The organism is Streptomyces sp. NPDC004788, from assembly GCF_053601115.1.
Genome location: NZ_JBSGBF010000110.1, coordinates 1 through 24,306, shown reverse-complemented (window position 1 = coordinate 24,306; position 24,306 = coordinate 1). Strand labels below are relative to the sequence as shown.

Annotated in this window: 17 protein-coding genes; 8 read left to right on the top strand and 9 right to left on the bottom strand. The window is 72.1% G+C overall.

The features are described from left to right. Positions 1-44: 44 nt before the first annotated feature. On the bottom strand, positions 45-638 hold the full coding sequence (locus ACWEJX_RS32575; protein ID WP_451611019.1) for a biotin transporter BioY: 594 nt from the start codon (positions 636-638) through the stop codon (positions 45-47). Positions 639-898: 260 nt separating this feature from the next. On the opposite strand from ACWEJX_RS32575, the gene ACWEJX_RS32570 reads away from it, so the two are divergent. Both ACWEJX_RS32570 and ACWEJX_RS32565 read left to right on the top strand, forming a co-directional pair. Further along, positions 899-2,329 carry an amino acid permease gene (locus ACWEJX_RS32570; RefSeq protein ID WP_451611018.1) on the top strand — a complete coding sequence of 477 codons (1,431 nt, stop codon included), beginning with the start codon at positions 899-901 and terminating at the stop codon, positions 2,327-2,329. A gap of 117 nt (positions 2,330-2,446) precedes the next feature. Further along, positions 2,447-3,883, top strand: coding sequence for an amino acid permease (locus tag ACWEJX_RS32565; protein WP_451611017.1), 1,437 nt, complete (start codon positions 2,447-2,449; stop codon positions 3,881-3,883). 117 nt (positions 3,884-4,000) lie between these two features. Here ACWEJX_RS32565 and ACWEJX_RS32560 read toward each other — a convergent pair whose 3' ends face one another. Then, positions 4,001-4,636, bottom strand: coding sequence for a mycothiol-dependent nitroreductase Rv2466c family protein (locus ACWEJX_RS32560; protein WP_451611016.1), 636 nt, complete (start codon positions 4,634-4,636; stop codon positions 4,001-4,003). A 161-nt stretch (positions 4,637-4,797) separates the two neighbouring features. On the opposite strand from ACWEJX_RS32560, the gene pepN (ACWEJX_RS32555) reads away from it, so the two are divergent. Together pepN (ACWEJX_RS32555) and ACWEJX_RS32550 are read left to right on the top strand one after the other, a co-directional pair. Beyond that, positions 4,798-7,359 carry an aminopeptidase N gene (gene pepN, locus ACWEJX_RS32555; protein ID WP_451611015.1) on the top strand — a complete coding sequence of 854 codons (2,562 nt, stop codon included), beginning with the start codon at positions 4,798-4,800 and terminating at the stop codon, positions 7,357-7,359. A gap of 134 nt (positions 7,360-7,493) precedes the next feature. Further along, entirely contained in the window at positions 7,494-8,345 is an 852-nt protein-coding gene (locus tag ACWEJX_RS32550; protein WP_451611014.1) for a hypothetical protein, read from the top strand. A gap of 9 nt (positions 8,346-8,354) precedes the next feature. Here the strand turns inward: ACWEJX_RS32550 and ACWEJX_RS32545 are convergent, their stop codons facing one another. Continuing rightward, a complete protein-coding gene (locus ACWEJX_RS32545) occupies positions 8,355-9,518 on the bottom strand; it encodes a serine hydrolase domain-containing protein (RefSeq protein WP_451611013.1) in 1,164 nt (387 codons plus the stop codon). 104 nt (positions 9,519-9,622) lie between these two features. Next, positions 9,623-10,087, bottom strand: coding sequence for an NUDIX hydrolase (locus ACWEJX_RS32540; protein ID WP_451611012.1), 465 nt, complete (start codon positions 10,085-10,087; stop codon positions 9,623-9,625). 174 nt (positions 10,088-10,261) lie between these two features. On the opposite strand from ACWEJX_RS32540, the gene ACWEJX_RS32535 reads away from it, so the two are divergent. From ACWEJX_RS32535 to pepN (ACWEJX_RS32525), 3 genes are all read left to right on the top strand, one after another. Next, positions 10,262-13,591, top strand: a complete 3,330-nt coding sequence (locus ACWEJX_RS32535; RefSeq protein ID WP_451611011.1) for a S8 family serine peptidase — start codon at positions 10,262-10,264, stop codon at positions 13,589-13,591. A gap of 183 nt (positions 13,592-13,774) precedes the next feature. Continuing rightward, entirely contained in the window at positions 13,775-14,791 is a 1,017-nt protein-coding gene (locus ACWEJX_RS32530; protein WP_451611010.1) for an aspartate-semialdehyde dehydrogenase, read from the top strand. A gap of 153 nt (positions 14,792-14,944) precedes the next feature. Then, a complete protein-coding gene (pepN, locus tag ACWEJX_RS32525) occupies positions 14,945-17,521 on the top strand; it encodes an aminopeptidase N (RefSeq protein WP_451611009.1) in 2,577 nt (858 codons plus the stop codon). 59 nt (positions 17,522-17,580) lie between these two features. Here pepN (ACWEJX_RS32525) and ACWEJX_RS32520 read toward each other — a convergent pair whose 3' ends face one another. The 5 genes from ACWEJX_RS32520 to ACWEJX_RS32500 form a co-directional block, all read right to left on the bottom strand. Continuing rightward, positions 17,581-19,329, bottom strand: a complete 1,749-nt coding sequence (locus tag ACWEJX_RS32520) for an FG-GAP-like repeat-containing protein (RefSeq protein ID WP_451611008.1) — start codon at positions 19,327-19,329, stop codon at positions 17,581-17,583. Positions 19,330-19,372: 43 nt separating this feature from the next. After that, a complete protein-coding gene (alc, locus tag ACWEJX_RS32515; protein ID WP_451611007.1) occupies positions 19,373-20,521 on the bottom strand; it encodes an allantoicase in 1,149 nt (382 codons plus the stop codon). Positions 20,522-20,598: 77 nt separating this feature from the next. Next, on the bottom strand, positions 20,599-21,513 hold the full coding sequence (locus ACWEJX_RS32510; protein ID WP_451611006.1) for a LysR family transcriptional regulator: 915 nt from the start codon (positions 21,511-21,513) through the stop codon (positions 20,599-20,601). A gap of 20 nt (positions 21,514-21,533) precedes the next feature. After that, positions 21,534-22,490 (bottom strand): DMT family transporter, encoded by a 957-nt coding sequence (locus ACWEJX_RS32505; RefSeq protein ID WP_451611005.1) that lies wholly within the window; start codon positions 22,488-22,490, stop codon positions 21,534-21,536. Between the two features lie 4 nt (positions 22,491-22,494). Beyond that, positions 22,495-23,466: an EamA family transporter gene (locus ACWEJX_RS32500; protein WP_451611004.1), complete on the bottom strand. Its 972-nt coding sequence runs from the start codon at positions 23,464-23,466 to the stop codon at positions 22,495-22,497. A 143-nt stretch (positions 23,467-23,609) separates the two neighbouring features. On the opposite strand from ACWEJX_RS32500, the gene ACWEJX_RS32495 reads away from it, so the two are divergent. Continuing rightward, positions 23,610-24,131, top strand: a complete 522-nt coding sequence (locus tag ACWEJX_RS32495; RefSeq protein WP_451611003.1) for a MarR family winged helix-turn-helix transcriptional regulator — start codon at positions 23,610-23,612, stop codon at positions 24,129-24,131. Positions 24,132-24,306: the final 175 nt, after the last annotated feature.

Here is a 24,306-nt window from a genome sequence, read left to right as displayed (position 1 = left end):
GTTCGGCGGGGCCTCTTCTCGTACGGCTCTCGTACGGCGCGGGCTCAGCCCTTGCGGCCGACGAGCTTCCAGGCCGTCGGCAGCGCGCCCATCGCCAGCGCCGCCTTGAGCGCGTCGCCGATGAGGAACGGGACGAGGCCGGCGGCGACGGCCTGGCCGAGGGTCATGCCGGTGGCCAGCGCCAGGTACGGCACGCCGACCGCGTAGATGATCGCGGAGCCGAGCACCATCGTGCCGGCCGTGCGCAGCACCGAGCGGTCGCCGCCGCGGCGGGCGAGCGCGCCGACCACGGTGGCGGCGAGCAGCATGCCGAGGATGTAGCCGAAGGACGGCATCGCCCAGCCGGAGGACGCCTCGGCGAACCACGGCAGGCCCGCCATGCCGGCGACGGCGTACAGGCCGAGGGAGAGGAAGCCGCGACGGGCGCCGAGGGCGGTGCCGACGAGCAGGGCGGCGAAGGTCTGGCCGGAGACCGGGACCGGGGAGCCCGGGACCGGCACGGTGAGCTGCGCGGCGAGGCCGGTCAGCGCGGCGCCGCCGGCGACGAGCGCGAGGTCGCGGACGCGGCTCGCCGGGATCAGGTCGGCGAGGACCGTACCGGAACGGAGGGAGGAGACGGGGGCGGCGACGGTGCTCATCGGTCGGTACTCCGCGGGGCTGAAGGGACGAGGGACAGGCTCGACCGTATGCCAGGGGTGAACGCCCGATCACGGTCAGCCGCCCACAAAGCCGGGGGCGAGCCTTTCGTGGAGATCGGACAAGTCGACCGCTGACGCCTGTCCACCACGTGACGCTTGTCACGGGGAAGTCCTGCCAGGAGATCCCTTTTGCGCCAACGCCCGTTCACCGGAGAGACTGTGGAGTCCCCATAAACAACCGAAGAGCGCGAGCCCCCCACATGCACGAGGCACCACTCGCCCCGCAGTCGTCCCGGTCGTCCCTCGCTCCCGAACGGGAGCCGCTCTCGCACGGGCTGAAGCAGCGTCATCTGACGATGCTGGGCCTCGGTGGCGTGATCGGCGCGGGACTCTTCGTCGGTTCGGGCGCGGGCATCGCGGTCGCGGGTCCCGGCATCGTCGTCTCGTATCTGATCGCGGGCGCGCTCGCGATGCTGGTCATGCGGATGCTCGGCGAGATGTCGGCGGCGATGCCGGCCTCCGGCGCCTTCTCGGTGCACGCGGAGCGGGCGCTCGGGCGCTGGGCGGGCTTCTCGGTGGGCTGGCTGTACTGGTTCCTGCTGGTCGTGGTCCTCGCCGTGGAGGCGACGGGTGCGGCGCGGATCGCGCACGGCTGGGTGCCCGGGATCCCGCAGTGGGGCTGGGTGCTGCTGTTCATGCTGGTGTTCACGGCCACGAACCTGGCGGCGGTGAAGAACTTCGGCGAGTTCGAGTTCTGGTTCGCCGCGCTGAAGGTCGGCGCGATCGTCCTGTTCCTGGTGCTCGGTGTCCTCGCGGTCGTCGGCTGGCTCCCGGACACCGAACCGGTGGGTCTGACGAATCTGACCGGGCAGGGCGGTTTCCTGCCGAACGGCTGGTCGGGGGTCGTGTCGGGCGTCCTCGCCGTCGTCTTCGCCTTCGGCGGCCTGGAGGTCGTGACGATAGCGGCGGCCGAGTCCGAGGACCCGGCGCGCAACGTGGCGCGGGCGGTGCGCAGCGCGGTGTGGCGGATCCTCCTCTTCTACGTGGGTTCCATGCTGGTGATCGTCACCCTGCTGCCGTGGACCGCGATCGAGCCGGGCGAGTCGCCGTACGTGGCGGTCCTGGACGCGATCGGGGTGCCGGGGGCCGGGCAGCTCATGAACGTGGTGGTGTTCGTGGCGCTGCTGTCGGCGCTCAACGCCAATCTGTACGGGTCGTCGCGCATGGTGTTCTCGCTGGCCGAGCGCGGCGAGGCGCCCGGGGGCCTGCTGAAGGTGTCGGGCGGCGGAGTGCCGCGCCGGGCGGTACTGGCGTCGGTGGCGTTCGGCTTCGTCTCCGTGCTGCTCAATCTGAAGTGGCCGGATTCGGTCTTCCTCTACATGCTCAACGCGGTCGGCGCGGTGCTGCTCTTCGTGTGGGCGCTGATCGCGGTCTCGCAGCTGCGGCTGCGCCGCCGGATCGAGCGCGACGCGCCGCAGACGCTGACCCTGCGCATGTGGGGCTTCCCGTGGCTGACCTGGCTCGCGCTCGCCGCGATGGCCGCGGTCGTCGTGCTGATGCTGCTGGACGACGGCTCGCGCCCGCAGGTGCTGTGGTCGTCCGGCGCGACGGCGGCGGTGCTCGTGGTGGCGTGGCTGCGGGAGCTGCGGAAGCCGCAGGAGCCCCGCGACGCGAGCGCGGTACGGAACTGAATCTTCACCTTGTGTGAAGGTGGTGACCGTATAGCGGACGGCTGTTCCCTGTGAGCGGTGCGGGCCCACACACTGTGGGCCACCCACCCCGTCTCAGCTAGTGAACAGGGTTCGCCCATGTCTCGGACCACCGCGCCCACGCCGGCCGACCGCAAGGACGGCGCGACCGCCCCCACCGATGGCCTGACCCATGGCCTCAAGCAGCGTCATCTGTCGATGATCGCCCTCGGCGGTGTCATCGGCGCCGGCCTGTTCGTCGGCTCCGGCGCCGGCATCGCCGCCGCCGGCCCGTCCATCGTCCTCGCGTACACGATCTCCGGTCTGCTCGTCATGCTCGTGATGCGCATGCTGGGCGAGATGTCGGCCGCGTACCCGTCCTCCGGCTCGTTCTCCTCGCACGCCGAGCGGGCCTTCGGCTCCTGGGCCGGTTTCGCCTCCGGCTGGGCGTTCTGGGTGCTGCTGAGCGTCGCCGTCGGCCTGGAGGGCATCGGCGCGGCGAAGATCGTCACCGGCTGGCTGCCCGGCACGCCCGAGTGGGCCTGGGTCGCGCTGTTCATGCTGGTCTTCTGCGGCACCAACCTGGCGGCCGTGAAGAACTTCGGCGAGTTCGAGTTCTGGTTCGCCGCCCTGAAGGTCGGCGCGATCACCCTCTTTCTCGGCCTGGGCGTGCTCGCCGTCCTGGGCGTCCTGCCCGGCACCGACTCCCCCGGCACCGCGAACCTGTTCGGCAAGGGCGGCTTCCTGCCCAACGGCAGCGAGGGCCTGGTCATCGGTCTGCTCGCCTCGGTGTTCTCGTACGGCGGCATGGAGACCGTGACCATCGCCGCCGCCGAGTCCGACAACCCCGTCAAGGGCGTCGCCAAGGCCGTGCGCACCGCGATGTGGCGCATCTCGCTCTTCTACGTCGGCTCGATGGCCGTCGTCGTCACCCTCATCCCGTGGGACGACAAGGCCATCACCGAGAAGGGCCCGTACGTCGCCGCCCTCGACCACCTGGGCATCCCGGGCGCGGGCCAGATCATGAACGTGGTCGTCCTGGTCGCCCTGCTCTCCGCGATGAACGCCAACATCTACGGCTCCTCGCGCATCGCGTTCTCCCTGGTCCACCGCGGCCTCGGCCCGAAGGTGCTCGGCAAGGTCTCCGGCGGCGTGCCGCGCCCGGCCGTGCTCGCCTCCTGCTTCTTCGGCTTCGTCTGCGTCGGCCTCAACTACTGGTCGCCCGACACGATCTTCCCGTGGCTGCTCAACATGATCGGCGGCGTGATCCTGGTCGTCTGGATCTTCATCGCGGCCTCGCAGCTGGTGCTGCGCCGCCGCCTGGACCGCGAGGCACCCGAGAAGCTGGTCGTGCGGATGTGGCTCTACCCGGGCCTGACGTACGTCGCCCTCGCCGGCATGGCGGTCATCTTCTACCTGATGGCCCGTGACGAGGGCACCCGCGTCCAGCTGTACGCGACGGGCGCGATGACGCTGGTCCTCGCGGTGATCGGCATCGTCCGGCAGAAGGCGGACGCCGGAGCGGGTGCGGTGACGCCCGCGGCCGAGGAAGCCTGACCCGTCCTGGACCGAACGAGGCCCCGCCGAGCACGCCACGTGCTCGGCGGGGCCTTCGCGTTCTCCCCGCGTGCGGCCTCGCGGTGCATCACGGGGCCGCGCGCTCCCTGCCGGTGACTAGTGGAAGCTCGGCGCTTCCGTCCGCGTGCGCTTGATCTCGTAGAAGCCGGGCGTCGACGCCACGAGCAGCGTGCCGTCCCACAGGCGCGCCGCCGCCTCGCCGCGCGGGGTCGGGGTGACGACCGGGCCGAAGAAGGCGACCTCGTCGCCGTCCGGGCCGGGGACGGAGATCACGGGCGTGCCGACGTCCTGGCCGACCTTGTCGATGCCCTCCTTGTGGGAGGCGCGCAGCTCCTTGTCGTACGTGTCCTTGTCGGCGTAGTCGACGAGGGTCTCGGGCAGGCCGACGTCCTTCAGGGCGCCCGCTATGGCCTCGCGGGTCGGGCCCTCGCCGTTGTTGTGGAAACGGGTGCCGAGGGCCGTGTAGAGCTTGCCGACGACCTCGTCGCCGTGCAGCTGCTGGGCGGCGATGACGACGCGGACCGGGCCCCACGCCTGGGTCTCCAGCATCTCGCGGTACGCCGGCGGCACCTCGTCGAGCCGGTTCTCGTTCAGGACCGCGAGGCTCATCACCTTCCACCGCACGTCGACGGGGCGGACCTTCTCCACCTCCAGCATCCAGCGGGAGGTCATCCACGCCCACGGGCACAGCGGGTCGAAGAAGAACTCGGCGGTGGTCCTGCTCTCGGACATGTGTCTCCTCGGATACGGCCTCGGGTCTCGTGTTGCGCCGAAAGGCGCAACGTCAGGCCGGCCCCGCCGCATTCCCGCCTGTTCGGTGTCAGCCGCACATGGGAGGATCGGTGCTGTTTCGAACGCGCCACGACGGTGTGGCACGAAGGAGTGGAGTGACCGTGCCCGGTGAGAATCTGTCCCGCGACGAGGCCCACGTACGGGCCGCACTGCTGTCCGTCGACGGGTACGAGGTCTTCCTCGACCTGCGCTCGGCGGTCGGCGAGTCCGAGGAGGACGTGCGCACCTTCCGCTCCGTGACCACCGTCCGGTTCCGGCGCACGGGCTCGGGCGACCGCACCTTCGCCGATCTGATCGCGCCCTCGGTGAACGCGGTGACGCTCAACGGCCGCGAGCTCGACCCGGCGGTCGTCTTCGACGGCGCCCGGATCGCGCTCGACGACCTGGCCGACGAGAACGTGCTGGTGGTCGACGCCCAGTGCGCCTACAGCCGCACCGGCGAGGGCATGCACCGCTTCGTCGACCCGGAGGACGGCGAGGTCTACCTCTACACGCAGTACGAGCCGGCCGACGCGCGCCGGGTCCACGTCAACTTCGAGCAGCCCGACCTGAAGGCCCGGTACCGCTTCGAGGTGGCCGCGCCCGAGGGCTGGACGGTGTGGAGCAACGGTGCCGGGGAGCAGGGCGCCGACGGCGTGTGGCGGTTCGCGGAGACGGCGCCGATCTCCACGTACGTCACGTGCGTGGTGGCCGGCCCGTACCACTACGTCACGGACACCTACCGGCGCACCTTCGCCGACGGCACCGAGCTGGAGATCCCGCTGGGTGCGATGTGCCGCAAGGGCCTCGCGAAGCACTTCGACGCGGACGACGTCTTCCTGGTCACCAAGCAGGGCTTCGACTTCTTCCACGACAACTTCGACTACCCGTACCCCTTCGGGAAGTACGACCAGGCCTTCGTGCCCGAGTACAACCTCGGCGCCATGGAGAACCCCGGCATGGTCACCTTCAAGGAGGAGTACATCTACCGGGGCAAGGTGACGCGGGCCGCGTACGAGCGCCGGGCCAACACGATCCTGCACGAGATGGCCCACATGTGGTTCGGCGACCTGGTCACCATGGTGTGGTGGGACGACCTGTGGCTGAAGGAGTCGTACGCCGACTTCATGGGCACCTTCTCGCAGGTCGAGGCGACCCGCTTCGGCAACGCGTGGGTGACCTTCGCCAACAGCCGCAAGGCGTGGGCGTACCGGGCCGACCAGCTGCCGTCCACGCACCCGGTCACGGCCGACATCCGTGACCTGGAGGACGCCAAGCTGAACTTCGACGGCATCACGTACGCCAAGGGCGCCTCGGTCCTCAAGCAGCTGGTGGCGTACGCGGGCCGGGACGCGTTCCTGGAGGGCGCGCGCCGCTACTTCAAGCGCCACGCCTACGGGAACACGACCCTCGCCGATCTGCTCGCGGTCCTGGAGGAGACCTCCGGCCGGGACATGAAGGCGTGGTCGAAGTCCTGGCTGCAGACCTCCGGCGTCAACTCCCTCACCCCGGTGCTCACCTACGACGCCGAGGGCCGGATCACCGAGCTGGCCGTCGACCAGGAGGGCGACGAGCTGCGCCCGCACCGCGCGGCCGTCGGCCTCTACCGCGTCGAGGGCGGCGACCTGGTGCGCTACGCGCGGGCCGAGACGGACATCACCGGCGCCCGTACGGTGGTGGCCGAGCTCGCCGGCGAGGCGAAGCCGGACCTGGTCCTGGTCAACGACGACGACCTGACCTACTGCAAGGTCCGCTTCGACGAGGGCTCGCTCGCCACCCTGCGCGGCCACCTCGGCGACATCACCGACCCGCTGGCCCGCGCCCTGTGCTGGTCCGCGCTGTGGAACATGACCCGCGACGGGCTGATGCCGGCGCGCGACTTCGTGCGCGTGGCCCTCGACTTCGCCGGCCGCGAGACCGACATCGGCGTGCTGCAGATGGTGCACGCCTGGGCGAAGTCGGCCGTCACCTTCTACGCGGCCCCGCAGTGGCGGGCCGAGGGCGGGCGGCTGCTCGCCGAGGGCGGGCTGCGCGAGCTGCGGCTCGCCGAGCCGGGCAGCGAGCACCAGCTGACCTGGGCGCACTTCTTCGCCGCCGTCGCCTCGGCGGACGCGGACCTGCAGCTCCTGGAGGGGCTGCTCGACGGCTCGGCCGCGATCGACGGGCTCGACGTCGACCAGGAGCTGCGCTGGGCGTTCCTGTCGCCGCTGGCCGCGCACGGCCGCGCCGACGAGGCCCGCATCGGCGCCGAGCTGGCCCGCGACGACACGGCGTCCGGCAAGCGCCACCAGGTGCGCTGCCTGGCCGCCCGCCCGTCGGCCGCCGTCAAGGCGCAGGCGTGGGCGCAGGTCGTCGAGTCGGACCGGCTGTCGAACGCGCTGGCGGAGGCCACGATCTCGGGCTTCACGCAGCCCTCGCAGCGCGAGCTGATCGCGCCGTACGCGGAGAAGTACTTCGCGGTGATCGAGCGGATCTGGGCGGAGCGGTCCATCCAGATCGGCATGGACGTGGTCCGCGGCCTGTTCCCGGGGCTCCAGGACCGCCCGGAGACCCTGGCGGCGACGGACGCGTGGCTGGCCGGGCACGCGGACGCCGCTCCGGCGCTGCGCCGGCTCGTCCTGGAGTCCCGCGACGACCTGGCGCGGGCGCTGCGGGCGCAGGAGTGCGACGCGCGCGCCGCGTAGCTCCGGGTGAGGGGCCCCCGGTGGTGCGCGGGCACCGCCGGGGGCCTTCGTACCTCGGCACTCGAACGCGCGTACTTTAGTGCGGAGTTGTCCGGATTGTGCGACGGACTCGTAACAGCGGTTAGGGCCGGTCCATGCGGCGGAAGACCGTCGGCATGAAGCACAACACCTCCCCCAGCGCCCCCTCCCCCCTCCCCCGCACCGGCGACGACCGGTTCCGGGAGGCGATCCGCTACGCCCGCGCCGAGGCGATGATCACCGGGCTCGCCGCCCTCTCCCTGCACCGCTTCGCCGCCGCTCCCCCGCGCGGCATGGTCGACCGGGTCGACGTCCTGGTGCCGCGCACCCGCCGGCTCCGCTCGACCGGTTTCGTCCGGGTGGTGAAGGCCGCCCAGCCGCCGACGCCGGTCGAGATCGACGCGCTGCCGGTGGCCCCGGTGGAGCGGGCGCTCGCCGACGCCGTCTCGGCGCTGAACGACGCGGGCGTGGTGCGCCGGCTGCTCACCGAGGCGGTCAGCGGCGGACACTGCGAACCGGGCGCGGTCGTAAGGGAGTTGAACCGGGCCCGGCTGCTCACCCGGCCCCACGTGGTGGACGCGGTGGACTCGCTGCTCGCCGAGGGGCGCTCGATCGCCGAGCAGCGGCTGTACGAGATGGTGCGCGAGTTCGCGCTGCCGGACCCGCTGTGGAACGTGGACCTGCGGCTGCCGGGCGGCCCGCACCTGGGCGGCGTGGACGCCTACTGGCCGGACCAGGCGGTCGCGGTGGAGCTGGACACCCGGGCGCCGCGGCAGGACGACGACGCGCTGTGGTCGGAGTACACGCGCAAGCGCGAGCACCTGGAGCGGCTCGGCATCACCGTCGTCCACATCACCCCGCGCAAGCTGCGCGAGGCGATGGACCAGCAGGCGACCGTGGTCCGCACGGCGCTGATGGCCGCGCCGGACCGGCAGCCGGCCGCCTACGTGGTCGTCCTGCCGCGCTGAGGGCCCGCGTCAGTTCTTCCCGGTCTTTCCGCAGAACTCCGCCTCGATCAGGGCGTGGCTGTCGCCCGTCCAGTCGGCGTTGAAGTTCGCGGCGAGCGAGTGCTCGCCGTCCCGGGTGACCACGGCCTGGGAGGTGGAGCCGTGGATCCCGCCGCTGTGCCCGAAGATCTCCTTTCCGCAGCTCAGCTTCTCCTGGAACAGGCCGAGCCCGTAGCGCACGTCTGCGCCGAAACCGGTCGCGACCGTGTCGGTCATCTCCTTCATCTCGGCGGGCGGCAGCAGCCGGCCCTTGAGCAGGGCCCGGTAGAAGGTCTGCAGGTCATTGGCGTCCGAGATCATCTCGCCCGCCGCCCCGGCGATGGACGGGTTCAGCTCGGTCACGTCGTACGTCGGTCCGTCGGTCTCGCGGGAGAGCTTGGAGTAGGCGCCGGAGTTGGGCCGCGGCATCCGGGAGTCGGCGCCGGGAGCGCTGGTGGCACGCAGCTTCAGCGGCTTGATGACGCGCCGCTCGACCTCCTTCTCGTACGGGTGGCCGGTGACCTTCTCGACGACCATGCCGGCGAGCACGAAGTTGGTGTTGGAGTACGTCCAGGAGGTGCCGGGGGCGAAGTCCGGCGCGTGCTCCATCGCGACGCCGACGAGCTGCTCCGGGGTCCAGGTGTCGTAGCGGTGCTCCAGGAACCCCGGGCCGAAGACCGTCTGCTGGAAGGAGGGGTCGGCTGTGTAGTTGTAGATGCCGCTGGTGTGGTTGAGCAGCTGCCGGACGGTGATCTTCCGGCCGTCGTGGCCATGGCCCCGGACGACTCCCGGCAGCCACTTCTCGACCGGGTCGTCGAGGTCGATGCGGCCCTCGGCCTGGAGCTGGAGCAGCACGGTGGCGGTGAAGGTCTTGGTGATGGAGCCGACCCGGAAGCGGTCGCTGCCCTTGCGCTCGCCGGCGGTGCCGGTCCAGCGGGCCTTGCCGTCCCGGGCCTGCGCGACCGCGCCCGGCACGCCCTCGGCGACGGCGGCGTCGAGGGCCTGCTGGGTGGCGGTGTGGGAGGGCTTCGGCGGCGCGGCGGCGAAGGCGGGGGCGGCGAGCGCGGTGGTGGCGAGGCCGGCGACGAGGACGGCGGCCACGGCGGTGCGGGTGGTGCGGGTGGTGCGTGCGGTGCGGGTGGTGCGTGCGGACATTGCGAACTCCCGTGATCGTGGGTGCTGCGGTCACGGGAGGGGACCTCGGGAGTGAACGCCGGGTTGAGCCCGGTTCTGCCGCCGGGGTGACGGTTGAGCCGTTTTCAGCCGTTCGTCGGATCGCTCAGCGGCGAGTGGCCGAGGGCCGGCCGGTCACGCCACAGCTGGAGGCCGATGTCGACGAGTTCGACGCGGTCGAGGCCGGGCACGGCGTCGAGCGGGTACCAGGCCGCGAGGTCGGTGGATCCCCCCTGCTCGTTGCGGAGTTCGCCGCCCGTGATCCGGGCCTCGTAGACGATCCGCAGGCCCTGCCAGTCGACGGGCCCGAGCTTGCGGGGCCAGGTGCGGCGGATGGAGTCGATGCCGAGGAGCGCGAGCGGCTCGGCGATGTGGCCGGTCTCCTCCTCGACCTCCCGGACGACGGCCTCGACGGGCAGCTCCCCGTGGTCGATGCCGCCCCCGGGCAGTGTCCACAGCTTCCGCCCGTCCCGGGTCACCCACCGGGCCAGGAGTATCTGCCCGTCCCGTACGCACACGGCGTAGGCCGCCACCCTCAACTCTGTCTTCATGCGGTGAGGTTAGTGCGGGTTCGTCCCGCGTGGCGCGGCTTTCCTGCTGGCGGATGTGCGCCACCTACGCATTCCGCCGCCCGATAACTCTCCCCAAACCACGGTCATTTACGACAAGCTGAGCGGTCATCCGGTACCGAAATCCGGACCCTCTCTTCTTAAACAGGGATGTAAATGACCACCCCCGAATCTCAGAGCTCCATACCCGGGCGCTCGACCACCGGGACCAGACGCGCGGCCCGCATCGCCGCCGCCGCCGGACTCGTGACCGCGCTCGTCGCGGCCGGCGCCGCCCCGGTCCTGGCCGTCGACGACCCGGCGGCCGGGATCCCGGCGAACTCCACGGCGAAGACCGCCGACCCGGCCGACAAGCTCGGCCCCACCGACGCCCAGCGCCTGTCCGAGGCCGAGGCCGACGGCAAGCCGACGGTCACCGTGCTCGTGGCCACCGCGCCCGGCGCCACCGAGCAGGTCGCGGGCCAGCTCGACGCCGTGCCCGGCGCCTCCGTCGGGCGCCAGGACGACAAGCTCGGCTACGTCCGCGCCACCCTGCCCACCGGCAAGGCCGACGCCGCCATCAAGGCGGCCACCAAGCTCTCCTCGGTCCAGTCGGTCGACCTCCAGGCGGAGGTCAAGCTCGACGACCCGACCCCGGACGCCGGCTCCACCGGCGCCGTCGAGGGCACCACCGTCACGCAGACCTACCCGGCGCCCGGCAAGGGCACCCCGGCGAGGAACCCGTACAACCCGTCCTTCGAGACCGGTGCGGTCGACTTCGTCCAGGAGCACCCGACGGCCGACGGCCGCGGCGTGACCATCGGCATCCTCGACTCCGGTGTCGACCTCGGCCACCCGGCCCTGCAGAAGACCACCACCGGCGAGCGCAAGATCGTCGACTGGGTCACCGCCACCGACCCGCTCACCGAGAGCGACGGCACCTGGCGCGCCCAGATCACCCCGGTCTCCGGCCCCGTCTTCACCGCGGGCGGCCAGAGCTGGAAGGCGCCCGAGGGCTCGTACCAGTGGAGCCGCTTCAGCGAGTCGGTCACCGCGGGCGGCGACCCGAAGGGCGACATCAACCGGGACGGCGACACCACCGACCGCTTCGGCATGCTGTACGACCCGGTCGCCGGCACGGTCCGCGTGGACACCGACCAGGACGGCGACTTCACGAACAACGAGCCGATGAAGCCGTACAAGGACGGCTACCAGATCGGCTACTTCGGCACCGACAACCCGGCCACCGAGGTCGTCGAGCGCACCCCGTTCGTCGTGCAGATCCGCAAGGACGTGCCGATGGACCCGCTGGGCGGCACCTGGGTCGGCAAGAAGGCCGACTTCGTCAACGTCGGTCTCGTCGAGTCCGAGCACGGCACCCACGTCGCCGGCATCACCGCCGCCAACGGCCTGTTCGGCGGCCGGATGAACGGCGCCGCGCCCGGCGCGAAGCTCGTCTCCATGCGTGCCTGCACCTGGACCGGCGGCTGCACCAACACCGCGCTGACCGAGGGCATGATCGACCTCGTCGCCAACCGCGGCGTCGACATCGTCAACATGTCGATCGGCGGCCTGCCCGCGCAGAACGACGGCGACAACGTGCGCTCGCGCCTCTACACGCGGCTCATCGACACCTACGGCGTCCAGCTGGTCATCTCGGCCGGCAACGAGGGCCCCGGCATCAACACGATCGGTGACCCCGGCCTGGCCGACAAGGTCATCTCGGTCGGCGCCGGCATCTCCCAGGCGACCTGGGCGGCCAACTACGGCTCGGCCGTCGAGAAGAAGTACGCCATGTTCAACTTCTCCTCGCGCGGCCCGCGCGAGGACGGCGGCTTCACCCCGACGATCACCGCCCCCGGCTCGGCCGTGAACACCATCCCGACCTGGCTGCCCGGCGCGGGCGTGCCCGAGGCCGGCTACACCCTGCCCGCCGGCTACGGCATGCTCAACGGCACCTCGATGTCCTCGCCGCAGGCGACGGGCGCGAGCGCGCTGCTGATCTCCGCCGCGAAGCAGCGGCACATCCCGCTCTCCCCGCTCACCCTGCGCACCGCGCTCACCTCGACCGCCAAGCGGATCCCGGGCGTCGCGGCGCACGAGCAGGGCTCCGGCCGGATCGACATCGTGGACGCCTGGGACTCGATCCTCTTCGGTGCCACCGCCCACGACTACAAGGTCGAGGCCCCGGTCGACACCGCGATCTTCCCGGCCCCGCACACCGGCACCGGTGTGTACGACCGCGAGGGCGGCCTCAAGGTCGGCCAGAAGAAGGTCTACGACATCACCGTCACGCGCACGAACGGCCCCGACCGGCCGGTCTGGCACGAGCTGGGGCTGAAGTACAACGACGGCACCTTCCGGATCCTCGGCGACGACTGGGTGGCGCTGCCGCTGAACAAGCCGGTCACCGTGCAGCTGCAGGCCCGCCCCACCACCACGGGCGTGCACAGCGTGATCCTGGAGGCCGACGACCCCTTCACCGAGGGCGTCGACAAGCAGATCCTCGCCACCAGCGTCGTCTCCAACGACCTGGTCGCGCCGGGCTACGGCTTCTCCGCCACCGGCTCCGTGCAGCGCAACAGCATGAAGTCGTACTTCGTGACCGTGCCGAAGGGCGCCAAGTCCCTGGAGGTCACCCTCGGCGGGCTGAAGGAGCAGAGCCAGACCCGGTTCATCTCCGTCCACCCGTACGGCGTCGCCCTCGAGTCCACCGCGTCGACCGTGTGCTACCCGCACTACAACCCGGCCAACACCTGCCGCCCCGACCTGCGCTCCTACACCGACCCGACCCCGGGCGTCTGGGAGATCGAGGTCGAGTCCCGGCGCACCTCGCCGGACCTGGACAACCCGTACACGCTCGGCGTGTCCGTGCTCGGCGCCTCCTTCGACCCGGCCGTCCAGTCGGTCCCCGAGGCGAAGGTCGGCACCCCGGCCGCCGTGGAGTGGAAGGTCGCCAACGGCTTCGCCGCGCTCGACGGCCGGCTGAAGGGCGGCCCGCTCGGCTCGCAGAAGACCGAGCGCCCGACCATCAAGCACCACGAGCAGCAGATCAGGACCGTCACCATCGGTGAGGGCGTGGAGCGCCTCGACATCGCCATCGGCAACAGCTCCGACCTGGCCGCCGACCTCGACCTCACGGTCAAGCTCGGCGACACGCAGGTCGGCCAGTCCGCCGACGGCGACTCCGAGGAGTCCGTCTCCCTGGTCAAGCCCGCCGCCGGCACCTACACCGTCATCATCGACGGCTACAACGTGCCGTCCGCCGAGGGCACCACGTTCGACTACAAGGACGTGTACTACTCGTCCGCGCTCGGCTCCGTGAAGGTCGACGAGTCGGCCCCGCTCCAGCTGGCCAACGGCGCCACCGCGCAGGTGCCCGCCCAGGTCGTCGTGAACGGCCCGGCCCCCGAGGGCCGGCAGTTCTTCGGCCAGGTCCAGCTGCTGAACGCGCGCGGCACCGCCGCGGGCACGGGCAGCGTGGTGATCGGAACGGTCACCCCGTAGCGACCCAGTAGCACCCGTGGCGTAACGAGGGGGTGGGCACCGACAGCCGGTGTCCACCCCCTTGCCGTCTCCGCTGCCGTCCCGTGACCTGTCCGACCCTTGGACAATCGATTGGACAAGGCGCCCCGGGACATACGCATCATGGAAGCCGCAGCACCTGCACTTACGTACGGAGGAGTCCCCGTGAAGGTCGGAATCGTCGGAGCCACCGGTCAGGTCGGCACGGTCATGCGCAGGATCCTCGCCGAGCGGAACTTCCCCGTGGACGAGCTGCGCCTCTTCGCCTCCGCCCGCTCCGCCGGCAAGGTCGTCGACGGCGTCACGATCGAGGACGCGGCCACCGCCGACTACACCGGCCTGGACATCGTGCTCTTCTCGGCCGGCGGCACCACCTCCAAGGCGCTCGCCGAGAAGGTCGCCTCCCAGGGCGCCGTCGTGATCGACAACTCCTCGGCCTGGCGCCGCGACCCCGAGGTCCCGCTGGTCGTCTCCGAGGTCAACCCGCACGCGATCAAGGACCGCCCCAAGGGCATCATCGCCAACCCGAACTGCACCACGATGGCCGCCATGCCGGTGCTCAAGCCGCTCCACCAGGAGGCCGGCCTGACCGCGCTCGTCGCCACCACCTACCAGGCCGTCTCCGGCTCCGGCCTGGCCGGTGTCGCGGAGCTCGACGGCCAGGTCAAGGCCGTCGCCGAGGGCGCCACCGCGCTCACCCACGACGGCGAGGCCGTCGAGTTCCCCGAGCCCGGCGTCTACAAGCGCCCGATCGCCTTCAACGTGCTGCCGCTGGCCGGCGCCATCGTCGACGACGGCTCCTTCGAGACCGACGAGGAGCAGAAGCTCCGCAACGAGTCCCGCAAGATCCTGGAGATCCCGGACCTCAAGGTCTCCGGCACCTGCGTGCGCGTCCCGGTCTTCTCCGGCCACTCCCTCCAGGTCAACGCCCGCTTCGAGCGTCCGATCAGCGTCGAGCGCGCCTACGAGCTGCTGAAGGACGCCGAGGGAGTCGAGCTCTCCGAGATCCCGACCCCGCTCCAGGCCGCCGGCAAGGACGCCTCCTACGTGGGCCGCATCCGCGTCGACGAGACCGTCGAGCACGGCCTCGCGCTGTTCCTCTCCAACGACAACCTGCGCAAGGGCGCGGCGCTCAACGCGGTGCAGATCGCGGAGCTCGTGGCGAAGGAACTGCAGAGCTGACCCCCTTCGTGCGGAAGAACGGCGGCCACCGGAGACGGTGGCCGCCGTTCTTCTTGTCCACGATGCGTGTTCGCCCTGGGAAATGAGCCGTGCGCAGCCCGCACACCCCGTGGAAGGATGAGCCAAACGTCACGAAACCGAGGAGTTGACCGGGTGCCTGGCACGAACCTGACCCGTGAAGAGGCCCAGCAGCGGGCGAAGCTGCTGACCGTGGACGCGTACGAGGTCGACCTCGACCTCACCGGTGCGCAGGAGGGCGGCACCTACCGGTCCGCCACCCTCGTCCGCTTCAATTCCGCCGAGGCCGGTGCCGAGACCTTCATCGATCTCGTCGCCCCGACCGTGCACGAGGTGGTGCTCAACGGGCACGCCCTCGACGTCGCCGCCGTCTTCCAGGACTCGCGGATCGCCCTGGCGGGCCTGCTGGCCGGCGCCAACGAGCTCAAGGTCGTCGCCGACTGCGCGTACACCAACACCGGTGAGGGCCTGCACCGCTTCGTCGACCCGGTCGACGGGCAGGCGTACCTCTACACCCAGTTCGAGGTGCCGGACGCGCGTCGCGTGTTCGCCTCGTTCGAGCAGCCGGACCTGAAGGCGACCTTCCAGTTCACCGTGAAGGCCCCCGAGGGCTGGACCGTGATCTCCAACAGCCCGACCCCGGAGCCGAAGGACGGGGTGTGGGAGTTCGCGCCGACGCCGCGGATCTCCACGTACATCACCGCCCTGATCGTCGGCCCGTACCACGCCGTGCACTCGACGTACGAGGGCAAGAACGGCCAGGTCGTGCCGCTCGGCATCTACTGCCGCCCGTCGCTCGCCGAGTTCCTCGACGCCGAGCACATCTTCGACGTCACGCGGCAGGGCTTCGACTGGTTCCAGGAGAAGTTCGCCTACGACTACCCGTTCGCCAAGTACGACCAGCTGTTCGTGCCGGAGTTCAACGCGGGCGCGATGGAGAACGCGGGCGCGGTCACCATCCGCGACCAGTACGTCTTCCGCTCGAAGGTGACGGACGCGGCGTACGAGCGCCGGGCCGAGACCATCCTGCACGAGCTGGCGCACATGTGGTTCGGCGACCTGGTCACCATGGAGTGGTGGAACGACCTGTGGCTGAACGAGTCGTTCGCCACCTTCACCTCGGTCGCCTGCCAGGCGTCCGTCGAGGGCACCCGCTGGCCCAACGCCTGGACCACCTTCGCCAACTCGGAGAAGACCTGGGCCTACCGCCAGGACCAGCTGCCGTCCACGCACCCGATCATGGCCGACATCAACGACCTGGAGGACGTGCTCGTCAACTTCGACGGCATCACCTACGCCAAGGGCGCCTCGGTCCTGAAGCAGCTGGTGGCGTACGTCGGCCAGGACGAGTTCTTCAAGGGCGTCCAGGCGTACTTCCAGCGCCACGCGTACGGCAACACCCGCCTCACCGACCTGCTCGGCGCCCTGGAGGAGACCTCCGGACGTGACCTGAAGGCCTGGTCGAAGGCGTGGCTGGAGACCGCGGGCATCAACATCCTGCGGCCCGAGATCGAGACCGACGAGAACGGCTCGATCACCTCCTTCGCCATCCGCCAGGAGGCCCCCGCGCTCCCGGCCGGCGCCAAGGGCGAGGCCGTGCTGCGCCCGCACCGCATCGCCGTCGGCTTCTACGACCTCGACGCGGCCGGCAAGCTGGTCCGCACCGAGCGCCTGGAGCTGGACGTCGAGGCCGCCGAGCTGACGGCCGTGCCGCAGCTGGCCGGCAAGCAGCGCCCGGCCGTCGTCCTGCTCAACGACGACGACCTGTCGTACGCCAAGGTCCGCCTCGACGAGGTGTCCCTGAAGAACGTCACCGCGCACCTCGGCGACTTCACCGAGTCGCTGCCGCGCGCGCTGTGCTGGGCCTCCGCCTGGGACATGACCCGCGACGGCGAGCTCGCCACCCGCGACTACCTCTCCCTGGTGCTCTCCGGCATCGCCAAGGAGTCCGACATCGGCGTCGTCCAGTCGCTCCAGCGGCAGACCAAGGTCGCCCTCGACCTGTACGCGGCGCCGGAGTGGCGCGCCGAGGGCCTGGCCCGCTGGGGCGCCTTCGCCCAGGAGCAGCTGCGCGCCGCCGCCCCCGGCAGCGACCACCAGCTGGCGTGGGCCCACGCCTTCGCGGACACCGCCCGCGAGGCCGCCGAGCTCGACCTGCTCGCCGCGCTGCTCGACGGCAGCGAGGTCGTCGACGGCCTCGCCGTCGACGCCGAGCTGCGCTGGGCGTTCGTGCAGCGCCTCGCCGCGACCGGCCGCTTCGACGAGGCGGAGATCGCCGCCGAGCTGGAGCGCGACAAGACCGCGGCCGGCGAGCGCCACGCCGCCACCGCCCGGGCCGCCCGCCCGACCGAGGCCGCCAAGGCCGAGGCGTGGGCGTCGGTCGTCGACGACGACAAGCTGGCGAACGCGGTGCAGGAGGCGGTCATCGCCGGCTTCGTGCAGGCCGACCAGCGCGAGCTGCTCGCCCCGTACACGGCGAAGTACTTCGCCTCGATCAAGCGCGTCTCCGAGACCCGCAGCCACGAGATCGTCCAGCAGATCGTGGTCGGCCTCTACCCGACGCTGCAGGTCTCCCAGGAGACCCTGGACGCGACGGACGCCTGGATCGCGGCGAACGACCCGGCCCCGGCGCTGCGCCGACTGGTGACGGAGTGCCGCGCGGGCGTGGAGCGCGCCCTGAAGGCCCAGGCGGCGGACGCGGCCGCGGCCTGATTCCCGCAGTGAAGGGGCCCCGGACGGTGAACCGTCCGGGGCCCTTCGTCATGCGTGCGTCAGCCCAGGTTCGTCAGCCACTGCCAGCCGCCCGTGCCGATCGTCGTCGGCGTGCCGAGGCCGGTCGGGGTGCCGGGGAGGAACTCCAGGTTCTCGGCGGTGCCGGCGGTGCGGGTGGTCCACAGGTCGGGCAGGCCGTCGCCGGTGACGTCGCCGGCCGAGACGGCGAGGCGGCGGTCGGCCACGGTCCAGGGGCCGCCGGTGAGTTCGACGGGGGCGACGAGGTGCTGGTCGCCCTGGCTCGCGTACTGGAGGAGGCGGCCGGTGGCGCGGTCGCGGGCCCAGATGTCGGCCTTGCCGTCGCCGGTGACGTCGCCGGGGAGGAGCACGTCGTAGTTCGCGAACTCGGCGTCGCCGATGTGGAGCGCGGCGCGGGCGGCGAAGGTGGGCTGGCCGCCGACGGCGGCGCCGCCGCGGTGCAGCCAGAGGCCGGTGGCGCTGCGGGCGAGGACGTCGGGCAGGCCGTCGCCGTCCACGTCGCCGGCGGCGAGCGGGGTGGCGCCGGTCCAGCCGGTGGGGCGGCCGCCCATGGCGATGCGGGTGCCGAGCTCGCCGCTGCCGGTGTTCGGGTAGACCCACAGCTCGTCGCCGATGCGGGCGAGGACGTCCTCGCGGCCGTCGCCGGTCCAGTCGCCGCGGTGGCTGACGGCGGCGCCGGCCCAGCCGCCGGTGCCGATCTGGCGCATGCCGGCGAGGGTGCCGCCGCCGGTGCCGGAGTAGAGGCGCAGGTTGCCGTCGTCCTTCACGGCGAGGAAGTCGGGCCGCCCGTCGCCGGTGAGGTCACCGCCGGTGCCGGTGCCGGGCCGCGGCTCGGGGTAGGCGGCGGCGCGCAGCAGCAGGTGGTCGGAGAGCGGTGCGGTGCCGGCCGGTTCGGGTTCGAGGGCGTCGGCGCGGACGGTGTGGAAGTCGCGGGCGCTGAGGAAGACGTGGTCGAACTTCTTGCCGGCGTACGTGGTGGGCTCGCCCGAGCGGCACTCGGTGGCCCCGGCGTCGAGGCATGCCTGGGTGAACCAGTCGCGGTCGTTCTCGTCGGCCTCGGCGAACGGCCCGGTGCCGGGCAGTCCGGCGCGTATCGGGTCGAGCGCGGGGTAGTCCGGGCCGGCGTTGAAGTCGCCGCCGAGGACGACGGGGAGCCCGGCGGCCCAGGTGTCGACCTTGGCGAGGACCTGCGAGGAGCCGTTGTCCGGGGTGATGTACTGCGCGAGGTGCGTGTTGCAGACGAGCGTGGTGCGGCCGTCGACCGGCCCGCGGGCGCACAGCACGGCCCGGCTCTCCTCGGTGGCCGGGCCGGTGAGGTTGGCGGCGTAGCGGTCGACCGCCGGTGCCTTCACGAAGACGCCGAGGCCGAAGCGCCGGTCGGTGGACCACTTTCCGCAGCCGGCGGCGTCGTTGACGGTCGAGGTCCACACGCCGGTGTAGCCGGGCAGGGCGTCGCGCAGCGCGGCCCACTGGCCGAAGCACAGCTCCTGGAGGAGCAGCGCGTCGGTGTCCCAGGCGAGCGTCTGCTGCTTGACCTCGGCGGTCCAGGTCGGCAGGTCGAGCGCGCTCTGGCAGGTGGACTGGCCGCACACGTTGTACGAGATGGTGCGCACGGGCGGCGCGGTGGCGGGGTCCACGGTGTCGGCGGCGGCCGGCGCCGCGGCCGGGAGGACCGCGGCGGCCAGCATCGCGAGCACGGTGGCGGCGCGGGACAGGAGTCTTCGGGACGGGAGTCTTCGGGACGGGAGTCTTCGGGACGGGAGTCTCATGCCCGGAGAGCGTAGTGATCCTTTCGGTGTACCTGTCAGCCGGTCAGGCAGTCAGGCGCGCGTACGTCGACCGCAGTTCCGCCGCGCCGTCCTCCGTCAGGCTGCCGTGCAGTCGCATCCGGGCGACGCCGCCGTCCGGGAAGGCGTCGAGGCGGACGTGGGTGACGACGGCCTGGGCGGGGAGCACGAAGCGGTGCAGGGTGTCGGGCTGGAGGCGGGTGCGCGGGATGATCTCGAACCACTCGCCCGTGTCGCCGTCGCGGCCCTGGAGCGCGATCCAGCCGGCCGAGTTGCCCTTGAGGTACGCGGTGTCGATCTCGACCGCGCGGACCGCGCCCTGGGCGGCGAGCCGGAACCGCACCCAGTCGTTGGTGCCGCGCACCCGGCGGCGGCGGTTCTCCCAGCCGTCGTCCATCTTGCGAGAGGTGCCGGGCAGGATGATCTGCGTGGGCGAGGAGTAGAAGCGGTCCGAGGCGTCCTCGTACACACCGCCGTTGAGCACGGAGATCAGGTCGAGGGTGCCGAGCACGGCCAGCCACTCGGGGTCGGGCACGACCTCGCCGTGGACGCGGAGGCGGGCGATGCCGCCGTCGGGGTGCTGGCAGACCCGGACGTGGGTCCAGCGGCGCTCGCTGTCGATCGTGAAGCCGTTGGCGGCGTGGCCGCGCACGGGGGTGGGCGGCAGCAGCTCCTCCCACGTGGCGTCGACGAGTTCGGCGGGGCTCGGGGTGCCCTCGACGGCGGCGGCCTGGATGCTCACGCGCTGCGGGTAGTTGCCGCGGAAGTGGGCGGTGTCGACGACGATCCCGCGGATGACGCCGGGGGCGCCGAGGCGGACGATCGCCCAGTCGTGGTCCTCGGGCGCGGGGAACGGACGGTCGGCGCCGGCGCCGCGGCGGCGGCGGGTCTCCCAGCCGTCCATGATCTTGCCCTTGTGGCCGAAGTGCTCGGGGTCGAAGACGGCGCGCTCGCGGACCAGCAGGTTCTCGCGCTCGGCGAAGAACTCGTCGTTGGCGGCGACGACTCCGGCGCCGAGGCGGCGGTCGGCGAGGTCGACGAGCTCGGTGAACCCGAAGTCGCAGGTGCGGTAGTCGGCGTACGGGTCGCCGCCGGCGTAGGGAGCGGCGTCGTTGGCGTGCGGATCGGTGGCGAGGTCGGTGGCCTGGGCGAGGTCGGTGTCGTCGGTGCTCATGTCCTCGACTGTGCCGCCGGGAATCCACACAGGTCCATCGAATGTTTCCGAGGTTCCTTTTCAGCTGTGCTGAACGGTCAGGCGAGGCTCTCCCGCTGTACGGCGGCCCGGCGCAGCGCCGCGAGCACCCGCGCCACCGCCGGACCCTCCTCCGCCCCGCGCCGTACCGCCGCGACGACATGGCGGCGCGGCTGATCGGCCGTCAGCACCCGCATCACCACGCCTCTGGCGCGCTCGGCGGCGGCCATCCTCGGCACCAGCGCCACCCCCATCCCCGCCTCGACCATGGCGAGGATCGCGGTCCAGCCGGCTGCGCTGTGCGCCTGCTCGGGCACGAACCCGGCGGCCTCGCACGCGGCGGTGGTGATCTCGGACCAGGGCCCGGAGCCGCCGAAGATCCAGGGCTCGGCGGACAGGTCGGCGAGCCGCAGACCGGGCGCCTCGGCGAGCGGGTGACCGGCGGGCAGGGCGACGTCGAGCGGGTCGGCGAGCAGCGGCACCCGGGTGAACTGTGGGTCGCGGGCGGTGGGCGCATGCGCGGCGAGCGAGAGGGCGAGGTCGACCTCGCCGGCGGTGAGCAGTTCGTACGCCTCCGCCGCCTCGGCCTCCCGGACCCGCACGTCGAGCCCCGGGTGGTCGGCGCGCAGCGTCTGCACAGCGGGCACCACGAGCGCGGCCACGGCGGTCGAGAACGCGGCGACCCGCACCCGTCCGGCCTCACCGCGCAGATAGCCGTCGAGCTCCGCCTCCGCCCGCTCCAGCTCCGCGAACACCGCCTCGGCGTGCCGCAGTACGAGATGCGCGGCGTCGGTGAGCCGGACCCGCCGGCCGTGCGCCTCCAGGACGGGCACGCCGAGCTGCCGGGCGAGGTTGGTGAGCTGCTGGGAGACGGCCGAGGGGGTCATCAGCAGCGCCTCCGCGGTCGCGGTGACGGTGCCGCGGTCGCGGAGGGTGCGGAGGATCTGGAGCTTCTTGATGTCCCACTCGGTCATGAGGCGCAACCTATCGGGCCCTAGCGGGACTGCTCCCGGGTGGCCGAGGCCAGCGCCACCCCGCCCAGGATGAGCGCCATGCACGCCCCGCCGAGGAGGCCCAGCTCCTCGCCGAGCAGCAGGTACGAGAGCAGGGCGACGCAGACCGGCTGGAGGTAGTAGACGACGCCGGCGCGGGCGGCGCCGATGAGGGCGACGGCGCGGTTCCAGGAGAAGAAGGCGACGGCGGAGGAGAGCACGCCGACGTAGACGAGCGGGCCGACGGTGCCGGCGGTGGGCTCGAAGCCGCCCTGGGTGGCGAGGCTGACCGCGTACGCCGGCAGCAGCATCGCCGCGCCGAGGACGAAGGTGGTGAAGAGGAAGACGACACCGCCGAGTTCGGCCGGGCGGCGCTTGAGCAGGGCGCTGTACGAGGCGAAGGCGAGCGCCGCCGCGAACATCCACAGGTCGCCGGTGCCGAACCGGGTCGGCAGCGCGCCGCGGCCGACGAGCAGCAGCACGCCGGCGCAGGCGACGAGCATGCCCGTGACGCGCCGGGCGCCGAGCCGGGCGCCGCCGAGCCGCTCGTACACCGCCATGAGGACGGGCGAGGCGGCCATGATCATGCCCATGTTGCCGGCGGAGGTGGTGAGTCCGGCCTGGTTGACCAGGGTGTTGTAGACGGTGATGCCGAGCAGCGAGGCCAGGGTGACGAAGCCGAGGTGACGGCGGATCAGGTGCAGCTGCCGCCAGGTGGCGCGGGCGGCGAACGGGGCGACGGCGAGGATCGCGACGATCCAGCGCCAGAAGGCGGCCTGGACGGGCGGGACGGTGTCGTGCAGGGCGCGGGCGACGACGAAGCTGCCGGACCAGACGACCGTGGCGAGCAGGGCGAGCAGCACGCCGAGGCCGGCGCCCTTGGCGGGTGCCGGCCTCTCGGTGACGTGCTGGTCGTGGGTGTCGGTGGCGGTCGGGGTTTCGGCGGCAGTCGTTGTCATGGACCTACCGTCGCACCCCGGAAACCTCCAGGTCCATCGAAACTTCCTGAGCGTTCTTTTCAGTAATGCTGAACGATTCCTCCTTGGCGGCCCCCTTGGCGGCCCCCTTGGCGGCCTTCTTGGCTCGCGGAGCCAGCTGGCCGAGGAGCGTGGCACCGAAGGCGATCACCATGCCGAGGAGCTGGACCGGGCCGAGGGCCTGGCCGAGAGCGGCCCAGCCGATGACGGCGGCGGTGATCGGGGAGAGCGGGCCGAGCAGGGTGACCGAGGAGGCGCTCAGACGCTCGATGCCGCGGAACCAGAGGAAGTAGGAGATCGCGGTGTTGCCGAAGGCGAGGTAGGCGTAGCCGGCCAGGTTGGTGCCGCTGAGGGCCGGCGGGGCGCCCTCGACCAGGAAGGCGATCGGGAGCAGGAACAGGCCGCCGGCGGTGAGCTGCCAGCCGGTGAGGGCGAGCGCGCCGACACCCTCGGGGCGGCCCCAGCGCTTGGTGAAGACGGTGCCCGCGGACATCGACAGGGCGGAGAGCAGACCGGCGGCCACACCGATCGCGTCGAGCGCGGCCCCCGCCTTGAGGACGACGAGGCTGACGCCGAAGGCGGCGGCGATGGCGGTGAGCAGCCCCTTCACGGTGGGCTTGTCGCCCAGGAACAGGGCGGCGAGACCGACGACGAAGAGCGGGCCGACCGAGCCGACGACGGCGGCGACGCCACCGGGCAGCCGGTAGGCGGCGAGGAAGAGGAGCGGGAAGAAGGCGCCGATGTTCAGCACGCCGAGCACCAGCGACTTCCACCACCAGGCGCCCTGCGGGAGCTTGCGGGTGAGGCCGAGGAGCAGCAGTCCGGCGGGCAGGGCCCGCATCAGGCCGGTGAAGAGCGGCCGGTCGGGCGGCAGGAACTCCGTGGTGACGAAGTAGGTGCTGCCCCAGGAGATCGGAGCGAGGGCGGTCAGGGCGATGGTGGCGGCCTTGCGGGACATGACGGGTTCCCCCCTGTAGCGGGCTGCGGGCGCCTCCCCGGTGTCGCGCCCGGTTCGGCTTGGCAGTAATTAACTTAGCACTAAGCTACTTATGCGCAAGAGGCTTTCTTGCAAGTGACTCAGTAGAGAGGGAAACTGGGGGCATGGAGAAGCACACGCCCGGGCCGGGGCCCGCCCACGACGCCGTCGACGCCATCGCCGATCAGTGGGCGGCGGTCCGCCCCGACCTCGACACCCTGCCGATGGCCGTCTTCGGCCGCATCTACCGCCTGTCCGCCGCCATGCGCGGCAAGGTGGACAAGGCGTACGCGCCGTACGGCGGGATGTCGCTCGGCGAGTTCGACGTGCTCGCCACACTGCGCCGCTCCGGAGAGCCGTACACGCTCTCCCCGCGCGAGCTGACCGCCACGCTGATGATCACGACCGGCGGGATGACCGGGCGGCTCGACAAGCTGGAGCGGGCCGGGCTGCTGGCCCGCAGCCCCGACCCGAACGACCGGCGCGGTCTGCGGGTCACCCTCACCGACGAGGGCCGCAGCCTCGTGGACCAGGCCGTCGGCGCCGGGCTCGCCGAGCAGCGCGCGGCCCTGGAGGCGGCGCTCACGCCGGAGGAGTCGGAGCAGTTGGCCGACCTGCTGCGCAAGCTCCTCGCCACGACGGCCTGACGCCGGCGGCCGACGGGCGGGCGCCGGGGCCCTGCGCGCCGGGGCGCCGGGCGCGTCGCCGGGCGCGTCGGGGCGCGTCGCCGGGCGCGTCGGGGCGCGTCGCCGGGCGCGTCGGGGCGCCGGGCGCCTGAAGACACGCGAGGGCGCCGCGCGGTACTCACGTACCGCGCGGCGC